The sequence below is a fragment of the Vibrio sp. 10N.261.54.E10 genome (assembly GCF_002877735.2).
Taxonomy (GTDB): Bacteria; Pseudomonadota; Gammaproteobacteria; order Enterobacterales; family Vibrionaceae; genus Vibrio; species Vibrio crassostreae_C.
The window spans coordinates 148,614-170,775 of record NZ_MCXE02000003.1 but is presented as its reverse complement, the minus strand read 5'-3'; the positions used below and the strand labels follow the sequence as shown (position 1 = coordinate 170,775).

Annotated in this window: 23 protein-coding genes; 11 read left to right on the top strand and 12 right to left on the bottom strand. The window is 45.9% G+C overall.

Translation table 11 applies throughout. From position 1 onward, the window contains the following. Positions 1–40 precede the first annotated feature (40 nt). Both fieF and pfkA read left to right on the top strand, forming a co-directional pair. Positions 41–949: a CDF family cation-efflux transporter FieF gene (fieF, locus tag BCU07_RS19700; RefSeq protein ID WP_029235400.1), complete on the top strand. Its 909-nt coding sequence runs from the start codon at positions 41–43 to the stop codon at positions 947–949. Positions 950–1,266: 317 nt separating this feature from the next. After that, positions 1,267–2,229, top strand: coding sequence for a 6-phosphofructokinase (gene pfkA, locus BCU07_RS19695; RefSeq protein WP_017061160.1), 963 nt, complete (start codon positions 1,267–1,269; stop codon positions 2,227–2,229). A gap of 147 nt (positions 2,230–2,376) precedes the next feature. Here the strand turns inward: pfkA and tpiA are convergent, their stop codons facing one another. Then, on the bottom strand, positions 2,377–3,147 hold the full coding sequence (tpiA, locus tag BCU07_RS19690; RefSeq protein WP_017061158.1) for a triose-phosphate isomerase: 771 nt from the start codon (positions 3,145–3,147) through the stop codon (positions 2,377–2,379). Between the two features lie 249 nt (positions 3,148–3,396). Between tpiA and BCU07_RS19685 the strand changes: the two genes are divergently transcribed. Together BCU07_RS19685 and BCU07_RS19680 are read left to right on the top strand one after the other, a co-directional pair. Beyond that, positions 3,397–3,744 carry a 5-carboxymethyl-2-hydroxymuconate Delta-isomerase gene (locus BCU07_RS19685; RefSeq protein WP_017061157.1) on the top strand — a complete coding sequence of 116 codons (348 nt, stop codon included), beginning with the start codon at positions 3,397–3,399 and terminating at the stop codon, positions 3,742–3,744. Positions 3,745–3,789: 45 nt separating this feature from the next. Continuing rightward, on the top strand, positions 3,790–4,218 hold the full coding sequence (locus tag BCU07_RS19680) for a DUF805 domain-containing protein (protein ID WP_017063673.1): 429 nt from the start codon (positions 3,790–3,792) through the stop codon (positions 4,216–4,218). 61 nt (positions 4,219–4,279) lie between these two features. Here BCU07_RS19680 and BCU07_RS19675 read toward each other — a convergent pair whose 3' ends face one another. The 3 genes from BCU07_RS19675 to glpX all read right to left on the bottom strand — a co-directional run bounded on the left by BCU07_RS19675 (position 4,280) and on the right by glpX (position 6,576). Further along, complete coding sequence (locus tag BCU07_RS19675; RefSeq protein WP_017061155.1) at positions 4,280–4,627, bottom strand: DUF3135 domain-containing protein; 348 nt, start codon at positions 4,625–4,627, stop codon at positions 4,280–4,282. A 122-nt stretch (positions 4,628–4,749) separates the two neighbouring features. After that, positions 4,750–5,370, bottom strand: coding sequence for a helix-turn-helix transcriptional regulator (locus BCU07_RS19670; RefSeq protein WP_017063674.1), 621 nt, complete (start codon positions 5,368–5,370; stop codon positions 4,750–4,752). Between the two features lie 198 nt (positions 5,371–5,568). Next, on the bottom strand, positions 5,569–6,576 hold the full coding sequence (glpX, locus tag BCU07_RS19665; protein ID WP_017061153.1) for a class II fructose-bisphosphatase: 1,008 nt from the start codon (positions 6,574–6,576) through the stop codon (positions 5,569–5,571). A 324-nt stretch (positions 6,577–6,900) separates the two neighbouring features. On the opposite strand from glpX, the gene zapB reads away from it, so the two are divergent. After that, the gene (gene zapB, locus BCU07_RS19660) at positions 6,901–7,143 is read left to right on the top strand and encodes a cell division protein ZapB (protein WP_008219652.1); all 243 of its coding nucleotides are present in this window, start codon (positions 6,901–6,903) and stop codon (positions 7,141–7,143) included. Positions 7,144–7,240: 97 nt separating this feature from the next. On the opposite strand, the gene rraA is transcribed toward zapB, so the two are convergent. From rraA to hslV, 4 genes are all read right to left on the bottom strand, one after another. Next, positions 7,241–7,759 carry a ribonuclease E activity regulator RraA gene (rraA, locus tag BCU07_RS19655; protein ID WP_102429022.1) on the bottom strand — a complete coding sequence of 173 codons (519 nt, stop codon included), beginning with the start codon at positions 7,757–7,759 and terminating at the stop codon, positions 7,241–7,243. A gap of 73 nt (positions 7,760–7,832) precedes the next feature. After that, the gene (locus BCU07_RS19650; protein WP_017061151.1) at positions 7,833–8,750 is read right to left on the bottom strand and encodes a 1,4-dihydroxy-2-naphthoate polyprenyltransferase; all 918 of its coding nucleotides are present in this window, start codon (positions 8,748–8,750) and stop codon (positions 7,833–7,835) included. A 155-nt stretch (positions 8,751–8,905) separates the two neighbouring features. After that, positions 8,906–10,246: an HslU--HslV peptidase ATPase subunit gene (hslU, locus tag BCU07_RS19645; RefSeq protein WP_016767976.1), complete on the bottom strand. Its 1,341-nt coding sequence runs from the start codon at positions 10,244–10,246 to the stop codon at positions 8,906–8,908. Between the two features lie 58 nt (positions 10,247–10,304). Then, positions 10,305–10,853, bottom strand: coding sequence for an ATP-dependent protease subunit HslV (gene hslV / locus BCU07_RS19640; protein ID WP_004729692.1), 549 nt, complete (start codon positions 10,851–10,853; stop codon positions 10,305–10,307). A 298-nt stretch (positions 10,854–11,151) separates the two neighbouring features. Here hslV and BCU07_RS19635 point away from each other — a divergent pair, with 298 nt between their 5' ends. Further along, positions 11,152–11,412, top strand: a complete 261-nt coding sequence (locus tag BCU07_RS19635; protein WP_017061149.1) for a hypothetical protein — start codon at positions 11,152–11,154, stop codon at positions 11,410–11,412. A 108-nt stretch (positions 11,413–11,520) separates the two neighbouring features. Here BCU07_RS19635 and BCU07_RS19630 read toward each other — a convergent pair whose 3' ends face one another. From BCU07_RS19630 to priA, 3 genes are all read right to left on the bottom strand, one after another. Beyond that, positions 11,521–12,060 carry an SPOR domain-containing protein gene (locus BCU07_RS19630; protein ID WP_017061148.1) on the bottom strand — a complete coding sequence of 180 codons (540 nt, stop codon included), beginning with the start codon at positions 12,058–12,060 and terminating at the stop codon, positions 11,521–11,523. Positions 12,061–12,182: 122 nt separating this feature from the next. Continuing rightward, entirely contained in the window at positions 12,183–13,187 is a 1,005-nt protein-coding gene (gene cytR, locus BCU07_RS19625; protein WP_017061147.1) for a DNA-binding transcriptional regulator CytR, read from the bottom strand. A gap of 240 nt (positions 13,188–13,427) precedes the next feature. Further along, positions 13,428–15,629 carry a primosomal protein N' gene (priA, locus tag BCU07_RS19620; RefSeq protein WP_102429021.1) on the bottom strand — a complete coding sequence of 734 codons (2,202 nt, stop codon included), beginning with the start codon at positions 15,627–15,629 and terminating at the stop codon, positions 13,428–13,430. Between the two features lie 73 nt (positions 15,630–15,702). Between priA and BCU07_RS19615 the strand changes: the two genes are divergently transcribed. From BCU07_RS19615 to BCU07_RS19605, 3 genes are all read left to right on the top strand, one after another. Continuing rightward, positions 15,703–15,828: a hypothetical protein gene (locus tag BCU07_RS19615; RefSeq protein ID WP_277871503.1), complete on the top strand. Its 126-nt coding sequence runs from the start codon at positions 15,703–15,705 to the stop codon at positions 15,826–15,828. Positions 15,829–15,967: 139 nt separating this feature from the next. Next, complete coding sequence (gene rpmE / locus BCU07_RS19610; protein ID WP_004737142.1) at positions 15,968–16,186, top strand: 50S ribosomal protein L31; 219 nt, start codon at positions 15,968–15,970, stop codon at positions 16,184–16,186. Positions 16,187–16,520: 334 nt separating this feature from the next. Beyond that, positions 16,521–17,810, top strand: coding sequence for a malic enzyme-like NAD(P)-binding protein (locus BCU07_RS19605; RefSeq protein ID WP_017061144.1), 1,290 nt, complete (start codon positions 16,521–16,523; stop codon positions 17,808–17,810). Between the two features lie 166 nt (positions 17,811–17,976). Here BCU07_RS19605 and metJ read toward each other — a convergent pair whose 3' ends face one another. Further along, entirely contained in the window at positions 17,977–18,297 is a 321-nt protein-coding gene (gene metJ / locus BCU07_RS19600; RefSeq protein WP_004415993.1) for a met regulon transcriptional regulator MetJ, read from the bottom strand. 208 nt (positions 18,298–18,505) lie between these two features. Between metJ and BCU07_RS19595 the strand changes: the two genes are divergently transcribed. After that, positions 18,506–19,687, top strand: coding sequence for an O-succinylhomoserine (thiol)-lyase (locus tag BCU07_RS19595; RefSeq protein ID WP_017063681.1), 1,182 nt, complete (start codon positions 18,506–18,508; stop codon positions 19,685–19,687). A gap of 2 nt (positions 19,688–19,689) precedes the next feature. Continuing rightward, the gene (locus BCU07_RS19590; RefSeq protein ID WP_102429020.1) at positions 19,690–22,101 is read left to right on the top strand and encodes a bifunctional aspartate kinase/homoserine dehydrogenase II; all 2,412 of its coding nucleotides are present in this window, start codon (positions 19,690–19,692) and stop codon (positions 22,099–22,101) included. Positions 22,102–22,162 lie beyond the last annotated feature (61 nt).

Here is a 22,162-nt window from a genome sequence, read left to right as displayed (position 1 = left end):
AGGTTATACTTTGTGCTATCAGTCACTTTATAGCCAAGTTATGAAACAAGAATACGCACGTTTAGTTACGCTCGCCGCTTGGGCAGCCACCACCATCGCCACTATTTTATTGATAGTGAAAGTCGCAGCGTGGTGGGTAACAGGTTCTGTGAGTCTGCTGGCTTCCGTCGTGGATTCAATGCTGGATATCGCGGCCTCTGTCGTTAACCTTATCGTGGTTCGTTACTCTCTGCAGCCTGCCGACAAAGAGCACACCTTTGGTCATGGTAAGGCTGAATCTCTCGCTGCATTAGCGCAGGCAATGTTTATTTCAGGCTCTGCATGTTTCCTTATTCTCAATGGTATTGAGCGCTTCTTCCGACCTCATGAACTGAATTCTCCAGAGATTGGTATCTATGTCAGCTTATTTGCGATGGTGATGACCTTCGGTTTGGTTCGCTTCCAAAAGCATGTGGTCAACAAAACAGGCAGCCAAGCTATTGCGGCCGACTCTCTGCACTATCAATCAGACCTTTATATGAACGCTGCGATCATGCTGGCACTGGCATTGAGCTGGTTTGGGATTGGTCAGGCGGACTCAGTATTCGCGGTCGGTATCGGTATCTACATTCTGTACAGCGCTTATCAAATGGCGATGGAAGCGGTTCAGTCTCTGCTTGATCATAAGCTGCCAGATGATGAGCTGAAACAGATTAAAGAGACATCATTGAGCGTGGAAGGCGTGTTGGGTGTGCATCAATTACGAACGCGTCGCTCGGGGCCAATACGCTTCATCCAACTGCATCTAGAATTGGAAGATAATATCCCACTTATTGAAGCGCATCGCATTTCTGACGAAGTAGAGGCTAAGCTTATCTCCGTGTTCCCTGATGCTGATGTATTAATTCACCAAGACCCGTATTCGGTCGTATTTGGACCAGAGAAGCAGCAGAAATTCCACTCGTGGTAATGCGTGCTAAAAATCAGCGGGCAAATGGTAAGTGAGTGGCTTTTGAACTAAAGTGAGTAAAAATTATTAACTGTTAGGTGATTCAAAAACCACCTTAGTAACAATTAATGTTGATTCTGATGTGAATCAACAAAGTTATTGAGTAAAACTGTAATACTCTTACAGAAGTAGAAATGTTACATAATTTTACGCGATTTGAGTGCTATTCCTGTTGAGGAAATGTAACATAACGCACAAATATAGATTTAAAATCTTGTTGATATACAATCAGCAAGAACAAGAATTGAATAATAGATTCCCAAAAATCGAGGGTGAGCATGATTAAGAAGATCGGTGTTTTGACCAGTGGTGGTGACGCTCCAGGTATGAACGCAGCAGTTCGCGGCGTTGTTCGTACTGCGTTATCAGTTGGCATTGAAGTTTACGGTATTTACGATGGCTACCAAGGCCTTGTTGAAGACCGTATCGAAAAGCTTGACCGTTCAAGCGTATCTGACGTGATCAACCGTGGTGGTACTTTCTTAGGTTCTGCACGTTTCCCTGAATTTAAAGACGTTGCTGTTCGTGAGAAAGGCATTGAGAACCTTAAGAAGCACGGTATCGAAGCACTTGTTGTTATCGGTGGTGACGGTTCTTACATGGGTGCTAAGAAGCTGACTGAAATGGGTTACCCATGTATCGGTCTTCCAGGCACAATCGATAACGATATCGCGGGTACTGACTACACAATCGGTTACCTAACAGCGCTTAACACTGTTATTGATTCAATTGACCGTCTACGTGACACGTCTTCTTCTCACCAACGTATTTCTATTGTTGAAATCATGGGTCGTCACTGTGGTGACCTTACGCTTATGTCAGCAATCGCGGGTGGTTGTGAGTACATCATTACTCCAGAGACTGGCCTAGATAAAGAACAGCTTATCAGCAACATCCAAGATGGTATTGCGAAAGGTAAGAAGCACGCAATCATCGCTCTAACTGAGCTAATGATGGATGCTAACGAACTGGCTAAAGAGATCGAATCTTCAACAGGTCGTGAAACTCGTGCAACGGTTCTTGGTCACATCCAACGTGGTGGTCGTCCTACTGCATTTGACCGTGTATTGGCTTCTCGTATGGGTAACTACGCTGTTCACCTTCTTCAAGAAGGTCACGGTGGTCGTTGTGTTGGTATCGAGAAAGAAGAACTTGTTCACCACGACATCATCGATTGTATCGAGAACATGCAGAACCCAGACCGTTCTGAGCTGTTCCGCGTTGCAGAAGAGTTGTTCTAAGCCACGCTTAGCGTTCTCTTAAAGAATTTAAACCGCTGATTATTCAGCGGTTTTTTTGTGCCTGCCGTTTGGGTTTCAGAAACGACAGGTAATAAAAAAGGCCAACCTAAGTTGACCTTTCATCTAATCTAAACGGTGAGGTTTAAATTAAGCTTTTGCTTCAGCTGCTGCTTTAGCGATAGCTGCGAAGCTTTTCGCGTCTAGAGCTGCGCCGCCAACTAGAGCACCGTCGATGTCTGGTTGTGCGAAGTAAGCTGCTGCGTTTTCTGGCTTAACAGAACCGCCGTATTGGATAACAACTTTCTTAGCAACTTCTTCAGATTTCTCTGCGATGTGTGCACGGATTTGAGCGTGGATGCGTTGTGCATCTTCAGCTGTAGCTGCTTTACCAGTACCGATAGCCCAGATTGGTTCGTAAGCGATGATAGCGCCTTCAAGAGCTTCAACACCTTGAGTGTTGATAACAGCGTCAAGTTGACGAGCACATACTGCAACAGTTTCGCCTGCTTCGTTTTGTGCTTCAGATTCACCGATACAAAGAACTGGAGTTAGGCCGTTCTCTTTTAGGAATGCGAATTTCTTAGCTACGAACTCATCTGATTCGTTGTGGTATTCACGACGCTCAGAGTGACCGATGATGATGTGAGATGCGCCGAACTCTTTAAGCATTGCTGGAGACATGTCGCCAGTGAATGCACCGCTGTTGTTTAGGTCAGAGTTTTGAGCACCTAGGATGATCGCGCTGCCCGCTTCAGTAAGCGTACGCTCTGCTAGATCAACGAAAAGTGCTGGTGGAGCAACTGCTACGTCTACGCCTGTTACGCCTTCAAGTTCAGCGTTAAGACCGTTTAGTAGATCAACAACCATTTCTTTGCTGCCGTTTAGTTTCCAGTTACCCATAACTACAGGATGACGCATAGGAATATCTCCAAAGTATTTAAATAAATCGAATGTAAAAAAGTAAACTTTATTACGAAATAATATAACAGATTAATATCAACAGATCATGACTGTGGTCATGACTTTCTTGGATCTTACTCAATGGTCAGAGTAGATTTTGAGCATATATCAGTGATCCGGCAGACAGAATAATAGCTAACTTCTCGGATTTTTCATCGTTAGTTGTTATTAAGGGACAAACGATTGCGTTAACAACAGGAAGTAACAATGCCGAATCTAGTTCTAGAGTACTCCAATTCAGTGGATGAGCGAGTAAATATCCAAGGCTTACTGGAAGATCTCCACCAAGTCGCTCTCACATGTGGCTTGTTTGATGTGCCATCAGTGAAATCTCGTTCACTGCGTTGCCATAATTGGTTGGTCGGTGATGAGGAAGATAGTGTAGACTTTATTCATATCAGCTTTGAGTTACTTTCGGGACGAACGGAAGAGCAAAAGCGAGAATTGTCACGATCGTTAATGCAGATCCTGCAAGAACAAGCGAGTCATGTAAGAAGCTTAACGGTGAATATTCGTGATATGGATAAAAGTTGCTTTCAAAAAGTAATAAACTAACCATTGCTGCTGACTTTTAGCGGCGTATAAATTTGAGTATTTAAGATGTCGATGAAAGAATTACTGCTCTCTTTCAAGGGGAGAATTGGTCGTAAGACTTACTGGATTTGGAATGTTTTCTACTACATAGCGATTACCGGTTTTGCTTCAGGTATCTCTGTGTTGTTCCCTGCTTACTCTTATATCCTGCTACCAATCATCCTATTGATGCTTGTGATCCCAGACCTTGCGGTAACCGCTAAGCGCTGGCACGACCGCAATAAGTCTAATTACTGGCTACTATTGAATGTGCCATTAGTATTGGGTCGTTTAGCTTCGCCAATGGTTGCAACGACGACAGAGCCGGTATCGCCAATTCATATGGCGGCAACCGTCGCGGCATTAGTGTGTGGTTTCTGGATTCTGATTGAGTGTGGTTTGTTGAAAGGTACAGAAGGCCGTAATGACTACGGCGAAGACCCATGTAAATATTGAACAGCGAACCAATAAGAAGGGGGCATTACGCTCCCTTTTTCTTTTTAGTGCTTTGCTAATTTCAGTACATTTTAGGTTCGGTATTCGGCTTAAAAGGCACGACATTTTCAGGCAGAGATTCTTCAAAGCCGCAGCGCCCTTCGAGTGCATCTTGGAACTTACAGACCTGACAGCGCAGCTCTTGCATGAGTACGACATTGGCGTGGTGTGGGTTTTTACAACGGCTAACCACTAAGTCGATGTGACTTTGCTGCGCACGAAGTCGGTCTTGCATCACGTCTGAAGCCGAACAAATCATCTGTTCGCACATCTCGTGTTTGAATTGATTGAATGCTTTCGGGTCGCTTTTCGCGAGTTGGACAAGTTCATCAAAGGGTGGCAGTTTTTGAGCGGGTTGTGGATGCGCCATCATTCCTTCCTTAGCATTAAGCGTGTTTCATATGCTCTAAGCTTAAGAAAGAAATCTGTACAAATTTTAATCTATTTGTATTTTCTCAATATTGAGACGGTATTAGCCGATTACCTTTGCAATCAAAGGGCGGGTGTTAAGGTGTAAGTGCAGCGTCGTTCGCCAGCAATGATGTGCTCTGTACGGCTCACGTGACACTCATCTTTTAGTAACTCAGTAAACACGTTGAGCTCAGATTGGCACAGGCTAGGGCAGCGAGTTGCAGCCTTACAGATAGGGCAGTGGTTCTCAATCAAGATGTAGTGATCATCATGCTCTTGAAGCTCAGCCATGTAGCCTTCGTCTTCACGAAGCTGGGTGAGTTTTTTAAGCTTGCTGATGAGTGAATCACAGCCAGACAGCGCAGTTTGATACTGCTTAAGAGTGTGTTGTTCACGCTCGGCAGCAACCTTAGCCAGCCCTTCTTTACCAAATAGATTCTCGACAGCATCAATCACTTGAATGGTGAGTTCACCATGTCGGTCTGAAAATTGGTTATGACCTTGTTGAGTCAGGGACCAGTGGCGAGTCGGGCGACCCACTTTCACTTTCACATCATGAAACGCAAGAATACCGTCATCTTCCAGGCTTTGCAGATGTTGCCTTGCCCCCATTGTCGTCATGCCAAATTCTTCTGACAGTTGTTTCGCGGTTACCGCGCCTTGACGCTTAATGGTCTGTAAGATTCTGTCGCTTGTTTTCATACTATCCCTACCTAATGAACCTTACTATTATGAGGCAAGGTGTTTATAAAGCAAACCATTTACTATATTGATGATAATTTACTCTATAGATAGCGTTTTACTCTATTGGCTGCCATGGTCAGATTCTGGTGCGCTAATAAAACAAAAGGCTGATACTAGGTATCAGCCTTGGAATATTCTGTTTCACCGAATTTAGGCTTACAGGATATGACCTACTACTTCTGGATCTTTACGCTCTAGGTAGTGGATAGATTTGATGCGGCGAATTGTACGGCAGCGGCCACGGATAAGCAGGGTTTCTGTGGTTGCGATATTACCTTGACGAGAAATACCTTCTAGCAAGTCACCCTTAGTGATGCCTGTTGCTGAGAATACAACGTTGTCGCTGCGTGCCATGTCTTCCATCTTCAACACGATACCCGCCGTTACGCCCATTTCTGCGCAGCGCTCAAGTTCAAGTTCACCGTGCTTGCGGTTCTCTTCTGTGTCGCCTTTCACTTCGTGGCGAGGTAGAAGACGACCGTGCATGTCGCCGTCGAGTGCGCGAATTACCGCCGCCGAGACCACACCTTCAGGTGCGCCGCCGATGCAGTACATGACGTCTACTTCACTGTCTGGCATACAGGTTAAGATAGAAGCCGCAACATCACCGTCTGGCACAGCAAATACACGAACGCCCATTGCTTGCATGTCGGCGATGACTTGATCATGACGAGGCTTAGCAAGCGTGGTTACGACTAGAGTATCAAGTGTTTTACCTAGTGCTTTAGCGATGTTTTCTAGGTTTTCTGTTAGTGGCAGTTCTAGGTCAATCACGCCTTTAGCGCCAGGGCCAACAACCAACTTTTCCATGTACATATCAGGCGCTTTAAGGAAGCTGCCTTTTTCGCCCGCAGCCAATACAGCCAATGCATTTGATTGGCCCATTGCTGTCATGCGTGTCCCTTCAATTGGGTCAACTGCGATGTCGACAGCGTCGCCGCCCACACCTACGTTTTCGCCGATGTATAGCATAGGTGCATCATCGATTTCACCTTCGCCGATAACAATCTCACCGCTAATTTCGGTTTTGTTTAATAGGCTACGCATTACTTCTACAGCAGCGCCATCTGCAGCGTTTTTATCGCCACGGCCAAGCCACTTGTAACCAGCTAGTGCTGCACCTTCTGTGACACGAGAGAATGACATTGCTAAATCGCGTTTCATGCGGACTCCAAAATTTTCAAAGGGGGAATAGAAATTTCGCGGCGAATTTTACCATATCCAAAAGGAAACGTTTGCCTTTTTGTTTTTTGGAGATTGCTCTCGATCAATTCGCAGTGGAAAACAGTTATTATTCATCAAAATAATCGGTTTGCCGTTGTGGCGGTAATCGTTCACGTCAATATTCGGTAAAAAGCGCTGTTTTTTTCATCGAATGGCGCAAAATATCGAATATATTGAGTGTTTATCCTTGCTCTGCTGAGTAGAATGGGGAAATAAGTGGAGTGAACCTTCACCATCAAACGGATAACTTAAAGGTAGGCCAGAATGTCTTTTGAAGTACTAGAGCAGCTAGAAGCAAAAATTCAAACAGCAGTAGATACAATTGCACTTCTTCAAATGGAAGTGGAAGAGCTTAAAGAAGAGAAACAAGCACTAGCAACAGAAGCTGGTGAGCTTAAAGCAAGCCGTCACGAGCTAGAGCAAAAAACTCAGCAAATGCAGGAAGAGCATTCAGCATGGCAAGATCGCATCCGTAACCTTCTTGGTAAAATGGATGAAGTAGAGTAATCGACTCTTCAGATTTAAAAAAACGCCCGCTACTCAGTAGCGGGCGTTTTTGTTTGTGTTCTTATGATTTGTTTTATTATTTGAAGCTGAGTGAGAGTTACTCGACGTCTTCTTCCTCGACATCCAAATCGAGTTCTACATCTAGAGGTTCGGCAGAAAGAATGATGCCAGAGTTGTCTGCGTAGAGGTAATCTTCAGGTAAGAAGGTCACGCTGCCAAAGTTCACTGGAACGTCTAATTCACCGACACCTTCTTGGCTCGCACCAACAGGGATAGAAGCCAAGGCTTGGATACCTAGGTTCATGTCTTCAAGCTCATCGACTTCACGAACGCACCCGTAAACCACAATCCCTTCCCACTCATTGTCTTCGGCAAGTAGGGCTATCTCAGCATCGATCAGCGCTTTACGTAGTGAGCCGCCCCCATCGATTAACAACACACGCCCCAGACCGTCTTGCTCTAGTACAGAGCGAATCAAAGCGTTGTCTTCAAAACACTTTAATGTCGTGATCTGTCCTGCGAAGGATGCACGTCCACCGAAGTTGCTGAACATTGGCTCCACGACATCAACTTGATCCAAATATATGTCGCACAGTGCTGAAGTGTTGTATTCCATTAGTATACCTTTTGAACAATGAGCTTACTTTGAGTATATCGGCGCTTGATCCCTTTGCAATGATTAGTCTCATTTAACTCAATAGAGTTTGAGCTACGACAACCCCTGCAAACAATAGGTTAGTGACCAGTGAGCATTTCACAATCACGGGCATCATTGGTGCAATTTGCGCTGGCTTTTCGGTTTCCCAAACGGCTTTGCCATGCTTGTAAACAATAATAATGCTCAGCAAAAACGGCAGGCTGATCCAGACCGGTTTTTCTTGAATAAGCAGGTAGATAGCGAAAGACGCAAGGGCGAGGCCAAGCAGAGCAAAATGATAGTGTTTGGCTTTGCGTTGTCCTAGGCGAACCGCCATGGTGCGCTTACCACATTCGCTGTCGTTTTCGATATCACGCATGTTGTTGATATTGAGTACCGCAACCGCCATCAAGCCACAGCCCAATGCCGGAAGGAATAGGCTTGGTTCAACATGGCCAGTGTGCAAGAAGTAAGTCCCTGAAACACCTAATAAACCGAAGAAGATAAATACCGATAAGTCGCCAAGGCCAATATAGCCATAAGGCTTATTACCGACGGTATAAGCGATGGCAGCAACAATGGCTAATATGCCTAACGCAATGAAAGATAAGATACTTTCAATCGAGGTTAAGGCATGAAAAATAAGAATCAGCCCAGCGACCATAGTAAACACGATGTTGAGGATGATCGCTTGCTTCATGGTTTTCGCTGTTACCGCGCCAGATTGCATGGCACGTGTTGGCCCCAGACGATTTTCGTTGTCTGTGCCTTTTACGGCGTCGCCATAGTCATTGGCTAGGTTCGATAAAATCTGTAATAGGGTGGCGGTTAAAAATGCCAGTAGGGCTATCGATAAAGAAAACTGACCACCGGCGAACGCTAAACTACTTCCTGTAAGAATAGAGACAAGTGCGAGAGGCAGAGTTTTCGGTCGTGCGGCATCAAGCCAAATCAGTAGAGATTGTTTCATCGTAGGTCTATTTCTTTGTAAGTCTTCGTTTCAAACTGTGATTTGAGTATACGCCCATTCTTCAAGTAATAAAAAGCCCACTCGAAAGTGGGCCTTGAATTCGCTTATTAGCTGCTATTTCTTTGAGATAGAGCAATAAGTTGGAGTTTCGTGTGCTACAGGATGAAGCGGCTTAGGTCTTCGTCTTCAACGAATTCACCGAGCTTCGACGTTACGTAAGCTTCATCAATGACGAGTTTGCTGCCGGCTTTTTCTGTTGCGTCGAATGAAATCTCATCCATTAGGCGTTCCATAACAGTATGTAGGCGACGCGCACCGATATTCTCCGTGGTTTCGTTAACACGCCATGCCGCGTCAGCAATCTGATTAATGCCATCTTCAGTGAACTCAATGCTCACATCTTCTGTTTTCATCAGGGCAATGTATTGCTCTGTTAAAGATGCTTTTGGCTCAGTAAGAATTCGTTTGAAGTCATGTGCAGAAAGCGCTTCAAGTTCTACACGGATTGGTAGACGACCTTGCAGCTCAGGGATCAGGTCAGATGGCTTAGCCACTTGGAATGCGCCTGATGTGATAAACAAGATGTGATCAGTTTTAACCATGCCGTGTTTCGTTGATACTGTGCTGCCTTCGATAAGAGGCAGTAGGTCACGTTGAACACCTTCGCGAGATACGTCTGGGCCTGAGCTGTCACCACGTTTACAGATTTTGTCGATCTCATCGATGAACACGATACCGTTGTTTTCAGCGTTGAAGATCGCGTTCTCTTTCAGCTCTTCTTGGTTCACAAGCTTCGCAGCTTCTTCTTCCGTCAGTGCTTTGAATGCGTCTTTGATTTTCATCTTACGCTTTTTCTTGGTGTCGCCCGCTAGGTTTTGGAACATGCCTTGCAGCTGGTTTGTCATCTCTTCCATGCCTGGAGGTGACATGATTTCAACGCCCATTTGCGGTGCGGCTACATCAACTTCAATCTCTTTGTCATCTAGCTTACCTTCACGCAGTTTCTTGCGGAAAATCTGACGAGTGTTTGAAGAGGTTGTGTCTTCAGTTGATTGCTCGTTCTGACCCCAAGCATCACGCGCTGGTGGTAGAAGGGCATCAAGAATGCGTTCTTCAGCTTGTTCTTCAGCGCGGTATTGTACTTTTTCCATCGCTTGTTGGTGCGTCATCTTGATCGCAACGTCCGTTAGATCACGGATGATGGTTTCAACTTCTTTACCAACGTAACCCACTTCGGTGAACTTAGTCGCTTCTACCTTGATGAAAGGCGCGTTTGCTAATTTCGCTAGGCGGCGAGCGATTTCAGTTTTACCTACACCCGTTGGGCCAATCATCAGGATGTTTTTTGGCGATACTTCAACACGTAGGCTTTCTTCAAGCTGCATACGCCGCCAGCGGTTACGAAGAGCGATAGCCACTGAGCGCTTAGCGTTGTCTTGGCCGATAATGTGGCGATTGAGTTCGTGAACAATTTCGCGAGGAGTCATCTCAGACATGGTTTTTCCTTAATTCTTTAATCACTGTTGAATACAACGTTATTGATGGAAGCGGTCGTTACTCTGGCTTTGGCAGCTCAACGGTGCTTTCTAGTTCTTCAATAGTGTGGTGATGGTTGGTGAAGACACAGATGTCGCCTGCAATGTTCAGCGACTTTTCTGCGATTTCACGCGCATCTAAATCAGTATTTTCTAATAGTGCAGTAGCGGCTGCTTGAGCGAAGTTTCCGCCCGAACCGATCGCAATCAGGTCGTTCTCAGGTTGAACTACGTCACCGTTACCTGTGATGATCAGTGAAGCGGTCTCATCCGCTACTGCTAACAGTGCTTCTAACTTACGTAGAGCACGGTCGCTACGCCAATCCTTCGCTAGCTCAACTGCCGCTTTGGTGAGATGGCCTTGGTGCATTTGCAGCTTGCTTTCAAATTTTTCGAATAGCGTGAAAGCATCAGCCGTACCGCCAGCAAAACCGGCCAGTACTTTGTTGTTGTATAGGCGACGTACTTTACGGGCGTTGCCCTTCATTACTGTATTGCCCAGAGATACTTGTCCATCACCCGCGATGACGACTTTATTATTACGACGTACAGATACAATGGTAGTCACGAGTCGACCTCTTTTGATTATTATTTATGGTTACTACTTATATGTGGCTCCACTATCATGAATTCAAGTGCCACTTTTAAGGGTATGTCATATCAAAAAAACCAAATGTTACCAGTTGTTTCAAACATCCATTACCTGTTGAGCCTATGTGTGGTAAGGGTTGGTGGGTTAATAGTTTGTGATAAATATAAAAAAAGATAAAACAAATTTCTAACGTGAAATGGTTAACACTTTTTGTTTGATTTATAAGGAATGATGTTCACTAATCAGTGGTATTCACTGCATAAGGAGTAGTGTGATGAATAGTGACAATATCAGTTTTTTTAATAGAGATATGGATCTGGATGAGCTGTCTATACTGCATCATCTGATGTATCAGGAGGCGGGCGAGTGTTCAACAGAACATCTAAAAAACTCGGTCAACGTTTTTCTTAAACGTCCATTTCCTAACGTTTTAGCGCACTTGGATTTTTTTGGTTACATCGAGATAAATAAGGAGCAGGTCTACCTGACTGACTTTGGGCTTGAGTACTACGAACAAGTACCTCAGTTTCGTTAAAACGCACTCTTTTGATTAACATACTGGTATTGCTTGTGCGATGAACTATTGAACGCTTTCAAACAGCAATAGGGGGAATCCTCTTCCCCCTATTATATATTGAGTTGATTAAGACCCGTCTTTCCAAATAGCGCAAGGTTCAATTTTCGCTCGTTGCAGCTTATGGCGATCGCGTTCTGCGTCACGCTTCAACTTGTATGGCCCTAAAACCACACGGTACCAGCTACTGCCATCTTTCTTGCGGATCTCACTTGAGATACCTTGGAAGGCAATATCCAACTTACGTGCTTCTGCCTGCGACGAGGTTTTGTAAGCGCCACACTGCATGATGTAAGGGATCTTAGAGATCTGTTGCTCTTTGGCTTTTACTTCAATCTCGCGGCTTGGCAGCGTTTCAACGTAGTCCCACTTCTCTTCAGGAGGCGGCGGAATCACTTTCGCTGGTTTTGGCTTAGGTTTTGGTTTGGTTGCCACAGGCGTTGGTGCAGGCGGCTCAGGATCATTACTCAATAGGTAAAGTCCGTAACCAAAACCACCGGCAAGGAGGATCGCCAAAAGACCACTGCGCCAAGGTTTACGGCGAGGGGCTTGTTTTTTGGTCGGTTTTTTCGTGCCACGACCGCGCTTTACATAATCTCTATTAGCCACAAGACAATTCAATAGTTGCTGATTCTGCCCTCATGGTAATCTAGATTGCGCGAGGATAATAGTGCAGAAATGGAAGCGGCACATCAAAATGTGCCGCAGATTTATAAGGGTATTTCTAAGGGTTATATTCGAGGTGGCGCTGTACTGCCTCGAACCACTAATTTAGCTTCAAGCAGACGCGAACCTGCTTGCACATCGTTGCCTTTTAATAGATCAAGCATCATCAACATCGCTTGGCGTCCAATCTCATAACGAGGCTGAGAAATGGTGGTTAGCGGTGGATCGCAGTATTGAGCGAATTGGATGTCATCGAAGCCGACAATCGATAGGTCTTGAGGAACGCGCAAGCCCAGCTTCTTCGTTTCTTGAATCGCACCAATCGCCATCGCATCGTTGTGACAGAAGATAGCTGTAGGTTGTTCAGGAAGTGCCAGTAATTGACGAACCGCTTGAGCGCCCGCTTCAAAGGTGAAGTCACCGACCGTGCTATAGGCTGGATTCATTGAGACTCCGGCGCGACGCAGCGCTTGCTGGTAGCCTTGTTGGCGGAACTTACACAGTGTTGCCGATACTGGTCCTGAAATTTGAGCAATACGCTTATGACCTAACTGAGCTAGGTAGTTCACCGCTTCAAAGGCAGAGGTCAGGTTATCGATGTGTACCGTAGGCAGTTCAAGCTCAGGGGCAAACTCACACGCCATTACCATCGGCGGTAAATTCTTTTGTTCAGGTTTGCTGACATCAAACGGATGGTCAGTACCCAGCAGCAACATGCCGTCGGCTTGTTTGGTGAAAACTAAGTTAACAAACGAAGACTCGCGCTTCTTTTGCTGGCCGCTATCACCCAGTAGAACAAGGTAATCATTTTCTACTGCGGCATCTTCGATACCACGAATGATCTCGGCGAAATAAGGGTCACAGATATCAGGAACAATAGTGATGATGGTTTTTGATTCGTTGCGACGTAAGTTTCTAGCTAATGTATTGGGTGAGTATCCAGCTTCAAGTACTGCTGTTTCCACTCGTTTGCGAGTCGAAACTGAGACTTTCTCAGGGTTCATCAATGCACGTGATACCGTGGCTGTTGAGACGCCTGCTAGCTGGGCAACATCCTTCATTGTCGCCATAAATTAAACCCTCTTTTAAGTTCCTTTGCCGCCTAAGCATCTAAGGCGTGAATAATAAATGTAATCGAATAGATATTATGAAAGTGTTGCTAACACTTTTTTTATTGCAATATTTTATTCGTTTAATCCGTGTAAAGTTACGGCTAGATTAACAAAAATCACATGACTAGTGTGAAGTTGCTCACGAGAAATATGAAATATTTGTGAACAAACTTATCATTAGTTTTAACCCAAGTGGGTTTAACTCAAATCTTGCGGCTCAATATCGAGTGACCAGCGAACTTTTTTCGCAGCAGGTAACATATTGATGGCCGGCTTGGCACTCATCAATAGCTTCTGCATTAACGAGCGCGTCTGAGTTTGTAAGATTAACTGCCAGCGCGATTTACCCGCTCGTTTTGCTAACGGAGCCGGGGTTGGCCCTAACACCATGCAATATTGGTCAAACAGAGGGTGCGATTCCAATGTGTGACGAACCTGACGCAAGAACTCTTCCACCAAGCGAGTGTCATTGGCTTCTGCTCTAAACAGCGTCATAAAGGTATAGGGCGGTAACATTGCTTGCTTACGCTCTGCCAGTGCCGTCTGAGCAAAGTGGTTATAGTCTTTGTGTAGCAAGGCTTGCAACAACCCATGTTCTGGGTGGTGAGTCTGTAAGATCACTTCACCGGGTTTGCTTGCTCGTCCTGCGCGTCCCGCTACTTGGATGAATAGCTGGGCAAGACGTTCAGACGCTCGGAAGTCACTGCTATATAAAGAGCCATCCACATCCAATAACGCCACAAGTGTCACGTCAGGGAAATGGTGACCCTTAGCAAGCATCTGCGTGCCGATAAGAATTTGGAATTCACCCTTACGAATCGACTCGAGTGCGCTTTCTAAGCTGCCTTTACGGCGGGTGCTGTCGCGGTCAATACGAATGGTTTTGTATTCAGGGAATAGTTGACCAAGTTGAGCTTCTAACTGCTCGGTCCCGACACCCACTGTCACTAAGTTTGCAGACCCACAGCCTTGGCAATTGTGCACGATATGCTGCTGAGAACCACAGTGGTGGCAGCGCATCTCATTGCTGTATTGGTGATAGGTGTAGTAAGCATCGCAACGTTTACACTCGGCTGTCCAACCACAATCGTGACACATTAATGCCGGAGAAAACCCTCGACGATTGAGGAACAGCATCACTTGGTTGCCAGCTTTGAGGTGTCTTTGCATCTCTGCAATTAACGACGCAGACAAACCACTTTCTAGATATTCACCTTTAACATCCAACACCTTATTGGTGGTCGGCAGTGCGACACCTGCACGTGAAGTCAGGGTGAGATAACTGTATTTACCTATTTGAGCGTTGTGCAGTGTTTCAAATGCTGGAGTTGCAGAGCCTAACACAACCGGGATCTGCGCTTTGTGCGCACGCATGATCGCCACATCACGAGCGTGGTAGCGCAGGCTATCTTGCTGTTTATAAGACGCGTCGTGTTCTTCATCGACAATGATAATACCTAGGTCAGCAAATGGCGTGAACAGAGCTGAACGGGTACCAATCACGATGCCTGCTATTTTATCGCGCGCCGATAACCACGCATTCAGGCGTTCTGAATCGTTTAAACCTGAGTGGATAACCTCAACAGGCACATTAAAGCGTCGCTTAAAGCGGTTAATCGTTTGAGGAGTGAGACCAATCTCGGGCACGAGCACTAACGCTTGTTTACCTTGATCGAGAATCGGCTTAATCATATTCAGGTAAACCTCGGTCTTACCTGAGCCAGTAACGCCCTCTAACAGGAAACAACCAAAGTCGGTTTGGCTATTTACGGTCGCAATCGCGATGGCTTGTTCGGCATTGAGCTTAGGTTTGTCTTGGTCATTCTCAAGTTCAACTGGCCATGGCTGACGTTTTGGCTTTTTCTCTACTGATTCAATCCAGCCTTTCTCTTCTAGCGTTTTGAGTACGGCACTGCCAACTTCTTCATCAATGAACTCTTGATGAGGAACCGGACCGTGCTCAAGCATGTGCATCACTTTGGCTTGCTTGACCGCGCGACCAAAACCTTGCATCAGTTGGTCTTTGCCTGATGGTGTTAACTGCCACTCAACCAGCGTCGCGAAGTCGGCGGCTTTGCCTTTTCTTAGAGCGCTCGGAAGGGCGTTAGCAAAGGTTTCGCCAAGGGGGTACTGATAAAACTGACTGCACCACATTAACAGTGAATAGACAGATTCCGGCCAAACGGGTTGGTTGTCTAATAAGGCTTTAATGGGCTTGAGCTTATCTAGCTCGAATTCTGATTCGTTAACCAGAGCCGTGACAATCCCAGTTAAGGTTTGTCGTCCAAAAGGCACAGAGACGCGACCACCAATAATCGGGAATAGGTGGTTTGGAATCTTGTAATCGAACTGCTTGTCGAGTGGAACAGGCAGTGCCACGCGGGCAATCATTGGACGCATAAAGGGACGGCTTTATCTGAGTTGACGAGAGCGAACAGTCTAAAGGATAAGGCGGTTAAATTCGAGAAGCAGTTTGGATGAAGGTGGCGAGTTAGCGTATACCGACAACGACAACGACAGCCCGAAATCTCAGGCCGATAAAGGAAATAAAGAGAGAATTGGTGAAAAATGTATCAAATCGGTTGATCCTGCTTTATAGATTCATTACTATACTGCGCCTTAAAGGTATGGCTTCATCACTCTTTTGTGTCGATGCGGTGTCTTTATTTCTTTTTTTAAACTACGTGTGGTGTGCGGCTTAGAATCGTATAGCGACACGGCCTACTTGAGGTTATCCCATGAAAGCTGGAATCCACCCAGAATACAAAGCAGTTACTGCAACTTGTTCTTGCGGCAACACATTTGAGTTCAACTCAACGCTAGCAAAAGAATCAATCCACCTAGACGTATGTGACAAATGTCACCCGTTCTACACTGGTAAGCAACGTATCGTAGATACTGGCGGCCGTGTTGATCGCTTCAACAAGCGTTTCGGTGCTCTTTCTAGCAAGAAGTAATTCTCGCTATTTAGACATGAAAAAGGACACTTCGGTGTCCTTTTTTGTTGCCTGCAATTTGAGAAAGCACTGACTTCTATTCAAGCATCACTCTCACCCAACGATAAGTTGCCTCTCTATTCTATTTCAGGGCAATTCCTTGCGTATCTCTCTTCACCAAAATTCAGCACGAAACTTCAACAAGCGATAGTAATTTCAACTGCTCACTGGTCTTATTAGTAGTGAAATCTCGTTTTTTAATGAGACAGAGGCTTCAACCACCTAGGAACTTTGAAGTACATCCATTAACATGAACAAGATCCCCCAAATAATAATATCCTAGGAACCTACACCTATGTCTGAAGACAGCAGCCAAGCTCAATCCTCTCAAGAATTATCACCTCAAGAACAATTCCGTCAGCAAGCTCTTGATTACCATGAGTTCCCAATTCCAGGCAAAATTGCCGTAGAACTGACGAAGCCTGCAAACTCTGCAGAAGACCTAGCACTTGCATACAGCCCAGGCGTGGCTGAGCCTGTTCGCGAGATCGCACAGAACGTTGATAACGTTTATAAGTACACAGGTAAAGGCAACATGGTTGCAGTTATCTCTAACGGTACAGCGATTCTTGGCCTAGGTAACCTTGGCCCTATTGCTTCTAAACCTGTTATGGAAGGCAAAGCGCTCCTGTTTAAGCGTTTTGCTGGTTTAGATTCTATCGATATTGAAGTAAAACACCGCACAATCGATGAGTTCGTTGATACAGTTGCGAATATCGCAGATACATTCGGCGGTATTAACCTGGAAGACATCAAAGCACCAGACTGTTTTGAGATTGAACGTCGCCTGATTGAACGTTGTGATGTTCCGGTATTCCACGATGACCAACACGGTACTGCGATTGTAACGGCAGCGGGTATGCTGAATGCGATCGAGCTTCAAGGTAAGAAACTTGAAGAGTGTAAGATCGTTTGTTTAGGTGCTGGCGCAGCGGCGGTTGCTTGTATGGAACTACTGATTAAGTGTGGCGCTCAGCGTGAAAAAATCTACATGCTTGACCGTAAAGGTGTGATCCATACTCGTCGTGATGACCTAAACGAATACAAAGAGCTGTTCGCAAATAACACTGATAAGCGTACGCTTGAAGATGTTATCGAAGGCGCTGACCTGTTCTTGGGTGTATCGGGGCCGAATCTACTGCCTGCTGAAGCACTAACGCTGATGGCTGATAAGCCTGTTGTGTTTGCATGTTCAAACCCAGATCCAGAGATCAAGCCTGAGCTTGCACACGAAGTTCGTTCTGACCTAATCATGGGTACAGGCCGCAGTGATTACCCTAACCAAGTAAACAACGTACTTTGTTTCCCATTCATTTTCCGTGGTGCACTAGACGTGCGTGCGAGCGAAATTAATGACGAAATGAAGCTAGCGGCGGTTAAAGCGATTCGTGAACTGGCGAAAGAAGAAGTTCCAGCTGAAGTACTAGCAGCTGCGGGCGAGACTGCACTGGAGTTCGGTAAGGGTTACATCATTCCTAAGCCAATGGACCCACGTCTACTTCCTCGCGTAGCACGAGCAGTTGCGGAAGCGGCTGTTGAATCTGGCGTAGCTCGTATCGAGATGCCTGCTAACTATATGGCTTAATAGCTGTTGCTCTATTGAGCCAAAAAGAATAATAAAAAACCGACTCATCTGGAGTCGGTTTTTTTATGTCTATCATTCACAGCGCAATCATAAAAAGCTATGCGCGATGTGATAAATAAGGTTCAGCTAGAGCGAATCAATAATGAAGGCAGTGACTGAGTTGTTTTTATTCTTCGTCAAACGCTTCGAACTCGATACCCATCTCTGTCATCAGCTTTTTCACTTCAGCAGGAATATCGTCTGGGCGGTCTTTACGAAGGTCTTCATCCGTTGGTAGTGGTTGGCCTGTGTACGCATGTAGAAAGGCTTCGCACAGTAGCTCACTGTTTGTTGCATGGCGTAGGTTATTAATCTGGCGGCGAGTACGCTCGTCAGTAAGAACCTTTAACACTTTTAGAGGGATAGAAACTGTAATTTTCTTTACTTGTTCGCTTTTCTTTCCATGCTCAGCATATGGGCTTATGTATTCACCATTCCAGTCGGCCATTGCGTACCTTCATCACTTTAGTTGTTAGAATAAATTAATAGTGGTGATTTTAGCGGGATTTACTGCCATAAGCAAAGACATATAGACGTCTAGAAGTGTTGACGTCTCACGTTTATGAAAGTAAAGTGAATAACATATATCTAACACAGCCGCAAAATGCCGACAAGCCGCTGTGATTCTCAGACGCAAAACTTGTAAGGAAGCACCTATGAGCAGCCGGAAGCCAGCAACAATCGCAGTACGTACTGGTATCGAGTCAGACACGCAACACCATGCCGTTGTCCCACCCATTTATCTTTCGACTAACTATGGGTTTCCCGCTTTTGGTGAAGTGCCAAAGTACGATTACACCCGTTCTGGTAACCCAAACCGCGGTTTATTAGAGACGGCACTGTTTGAGCTTGAATCAGGCAAAGGCGCGGTTGTGACTAACTGTGGTACTTCGGCGCTTAACTTATGGGTTTCGGCTTTCTTAGGCGGCGATGATCTTATTATTGCACCGCACGATTGCTACGGCGGTACTTACCGTCTGTTTAACACTCGCTCGCTAAAAGGTGACTTCAAAGTTCTGTTCGTTGATCAATCGGATCAAGCAGCGCTGGATGCGGCGCTCGCGCTTAAGCCAAAGTTGATCTTAATTGAAACCCCATCGAATCCACTGGTTCGCGTGGTTGATATTGCAGAAACTTGCCGTAAAGCGAAAGAGGTTGGTGCTCTGGTTGCTGTCGACAACACGTTTTTGACACCTGTGTTCCAAAAGCCTTTAGAGCTGGGTGCTGATTTTGTTATCCACTCAACCACTAAGTACATCAATGGACACTCAGATGTTATTGGTGGCGTTGTGGTCACTAAGACAGAAGAACACGCTGAAGAGTTAGCATGGTGGGGCAACTGTATTGGTGCGACCGGCACACCATTTGATAGCTACATGACTTTACGTGGTATTCGTACGCTAGGTGCGCGTATGCGAGTTCACGAAGAAAGCTCACGTGAAATTCTAGCGTCTCTGCAGCAACAAGATCTTGTTGGCACTATTTACCACCCAAGCCTTCCTGAACATCCGGGTCATGATATCGCGAAGAAACAGCAATCGGGCTTTGGTTCCATGCTCAGTTTTGAGTTTGCGGGCTCATTCGAGGCGCTTAAATACTTTGTTGATAAGTTAGAGCTGTTTTCTTTGGCAGAATCATTGGGCGGTGTTGAAAGCCTGATTTGTCACCCTGCGTCGATGACTCACCGCGCGATGGGTGAAGAAGCCTTAGCAGAAGCGGGTGTTTCTCAGCAACTACTGCGTCTATCTGTTGGCCTTGAAGATGCAGAAGACCTAATCGATGACCTCAAGCAAGCGTTTGAAAGAACACAGCGCTTTATCGCTGAAGGGGAGGGTTAATAATGGCAACCTTTCGCCAGCTACATAAATTTGGTGGCAGCAGTTTAGCGAATCCTGAATGTTACCAACGCGTGGTCAACATTCTTAGAGAATACTCATCAGCATCTGATTTGGTGGTGGTATCGGCAGCAGGCAAAACAACCAACCGTTTGATTGAATTTGTTGAAGCGCTCGACAAAGATGGTCGTATTGCCCATGAATGCCTACAAGCACTTCGTCAGTTCCAACTCGATCTGATTGAAGCACTGCTTGAGGGTGAATCAGCCGCACAACTTACTTCAACCATTCAACAAGAATTTACCGCTTTGGGTGAGCTAACGGCTCCCTTGAGCGAAGCACAAAAAGCAAAAGTGCTTGGACACGGTGAGGTTTGGTCTTCACGTATACTCGCGGCTTTGTTGTGCCAGCATGATTTACAAGCTGTCGCACAAGATGCTCGTGCTTTCTTACGTGCAGAAGTGGGCGCTCAGCCTGAAGTGGATCGTGCTCGTTCTTATCCTCTGATTAAAGAAGCCTTGGCGCAACATGCCCATTGTCGTGTGGTGATTACCGGCTTTATGGCGCAAAACACTGAAGGTGAAACGGTATTACTTGGTCGCAATGGTTCAGACTATTCAGCAACCGTGATTGGCGCTTTAGCTGAAGTGGATCGCGTAACGATTTGGAGTGATGTAGCAGGCGTATACAGTGCTGACCCTCGCTTGGTGTCGGATGCGTGTTTACTGCCTCTACTTCGTCTTGATGAAGCAAGTGAACTCGCTCGTCTTGCCGCACCTGTGCTTCATAGCCGCACACTACAGCCAGTCGCGCAAAGTGCTATGGATCTCAGCTTACGCTGCAGCTATCAGCCGGAGGCGGGCTCTACACAGATCGAGCGTGTACTGGCATCGGGTCGTGGCGCAAAAATCATTACCTCTTTGGATGAAGTGCTTATCGTGCAACTGACCTTTGGTCACGGCCATGATTTCGACCGTCTAGAGAGTGAAGTGCTTGAAGGGCTTAAGCGTGCTCAACTTGAGCCGCTTGCTTATGAGCTTGAACCGGATCAACACTGTTTGCGTCTTGCCTACACAGAAGAGATCGCTGGTGGTGCATTAGAATATCTCCAAGACCATGCGATTGAAGCGGAAATTAAGCTAAAAGAAGGTTTCTCTCTGATTGCTGCAGTGGGTGCGGGTGTGACTAAGAACCCTAACCATTGCTACGGTTTCTACCAGCAGCTTAAGAGCTCGCCGGTTGAGTTCATCTCAGAAGCGAACTCAGGCTTAAGCTTGGTGGCTGTGATTCGTAAGAGTGAAACATCAAGTCTAGTGAAAGGCATTCATTCTCAACTGTTCCAAGCGCAGAAGCGTGTTGCGATTGCCTTGTGTGGTAAGGGCAATATTGGTTCAAGCTGGTTAAGCCTGTTTGCTGAGCAAAAAGCGGAACTTGAAAAGCGCCGTGGAATGAACTTTGAATTGGTTGCCGTGGTTGATAGCCAAACCTATTGGTTCGACGATCAAGGCATTGATGCGACTTCGGTAGGTAAGCGCTTTGACGACGAAGCTATTGCTAACAATGGTAACGACTGGTTAGAGCGTTTGGGCTCTATTCAAGGTTATGACGAAGCAGTGGTTCTGGATGTGACTGCGAGCCCAGTGCTTGCAGCAAAGTATCTGCAAATCGCACAACAAGGTATTCACCTAATCTCGGCGAACAAGGTGGCAGGTTCTGCATCGAGCGAGTATTACCATCAAGTACAAGATGCTTTCGCTAAGATCAGCCGTCATTGGTTGTACAACGCGACAGTGGGTGCTGGATTGCCGATTAACCACACGGTACGTGACCTACGTGAAAGTGGCGATGATATCATTGCGTTGTCTGGCATTTTCTCGGGCACGTTGTCTTGGTTGTTCCAACAGTTTGATGGCACCGTGCCGTTCAGCGAGTTGGTTGACTTAGCATGGCAACAAGGCCTTACGGAACCTGACCCTCGTGCTGACCTAGATGGCTCAGACGTGATGCGTAAGCTGGTGATTCTGGCGCGTGAATCTGGTTTGGATATCGAACCTGAAAACGTAAAAGTGGAATCGCTCGTACCTGCAGAGCTGCAAGATCTATCTGTGGATGACTTCTTCGACAAAGCTTCTGTACTGAGCGAAGAGCTGGCTGAGCGTTTAGAGAAAGCGCACTCTCAACAGAAAGTTCTGCGTTACGTAGCGCGTTTGGAGAAGAACGGTAAGGCAACCGTAGGCGTTGAAGCACTGTCTAAAGAACATGCTCTGGCGAACTTGTTGCCTTGCGACAACATCTTTGCGATTGAGAGCAAATGGTACAAAGATAATCCATTGGTTATTCGTGGCCCAGGTGCCGGTCGTGAAGTAACGGCAGGTGCAATTCAATCTGATTTAAACAGAATGTCTAGCCTGTTCTGATACTCAGATCGGTTGGTTTAGTGTCTAAATGGCATACTATTCACTAAGATAAATAAGGCTG

Coding starts and splice junctions, on each gene's coding strand:
- fieF (WP_029235400.1), top strand. CDS start 41: ATGAAACAAGAATACGCACGTTTAGTTACGCTCGCCGCTTGGGCAGCC.
- pfkA (WP_017061160.1), top strand. CDS start 1,267: ATGATTAAGAAGATCGGTGTTTTGACCAGTGGTGGTGACGCTCCAGGT.
- tpiA (WP_017061158.1), bottom strand. CDS start 3,147: ATGCGTCATCCTGTAGTTATGGGTAACTGGAAACTAAACGGCAGCAAA.
- BCU07_RS19685 (WP_017061157.1), top strand. CDS start 3,397: ATGCCGAATCTAGTTCTAGAGTACTCCAATTCAGTGGATGAGCGAGTA.
- BCU07_RS19680 (WP_017063673.1), top strand. CDS start 3,790: ATGTCGATGAAAGAATTACTGCTCTCTTTCAAGGGGAGAATTGGTCGT.
- BCU07_RS19675 (WP_017061155.1), bottom strand. CDS start 4,627: ATGGCGCATCCACAACCCGCTCAAAAACTGCCACCCTTTGATGAACTT.
- BCU07_RS19670 (WP_017063674.1), bottom strand. CDS start 5,370: ATGAAAACAAGCGACAGAATCTTACAGACCATTAAGCGTCAAGGCGCG.
- glpX (WP_017061153.1), bottom strand. CDS start 6,576: ATGAAACGCGATTTAGCAATGTCATTCTCTCGTGTCACAGAAGGTGCA.
- zapB (WP_008219652.1), top strand. CDS start 6,901: ATGTCTTTTGAAGTACTAGAGCAGCTAGAAGCAAAAATTCAAACAGCA.
- rraA (WP_102429022.1), bottom strand. CDS start 7,759: ATGGAATACAACACTTCAGCACTGTGCGACATATATTTGGATCAAGTT.
- BCU07_RS19650 (WP_017061151.1), bottom strand. CDS start 8,750: ATGAAACAATCTCTACTGATTTGGCTTGATGCCGCACGACCGAAAACT.
- hslU (WP_016767976.1), bottom strand. CDS start 10,246: ATGTCTGAGATGACTCCTCGCGAAATTGTTCACGAACTCAATCGCCAC.
- BCU07_RS19635 (WP_017061149.1), top strand. CDS start 11,152: ATGAATAGTGACAATATCAGTTTTTTTAATAGAGATATGGATCTGGAT.
- cytR (WP_017061147.1), bottom strand. CDS start 13,187: ATGGCGACAATGAAGGATGTTGCCCAGCTAGCAGGCGTCTCAACAGCC.
- priA (WP_102429021.1), bottom strand. CDS start 15,629: ATGCGTCCAATGATTGCCCGCGTGGCACTGCCTGTTCCACTCGACAAG.
- rpmE (WP_004737142.1), top strand. CDS start 15,968: ATGAAAGCTGGAATCCACCCAGAATACAAAGCAGTTACTGCAACTTGT.
- BCU07_RS19605 (WP_017061144.1), top strand. CDS start 16,521: ATGTCTGAAGACAGCAGCCAAGCTCAATCCTCTCAAGAATTATCACCT.
- metJ (WP_004415993.1), bottom strand. CDS start 18,297: ATGGCCGACTGGAATGGTGAATACATAAGCCCATATGCTGAGCATGGA.
- BCU07_RS19595 (WP_017063681.1), top strand. CDS start 18,506: ATGAGCAGCCGGAAGCCAGCAACAATCGCAGTACGTACTGGTATCGAG.
- BCU07_RS19590 (WP_102429020.1), top strand. CDS start 19,690: ATGGCAACCTTTCGCCAGCTACATAAATTTGGTGGCAGCAGTTTAGCG.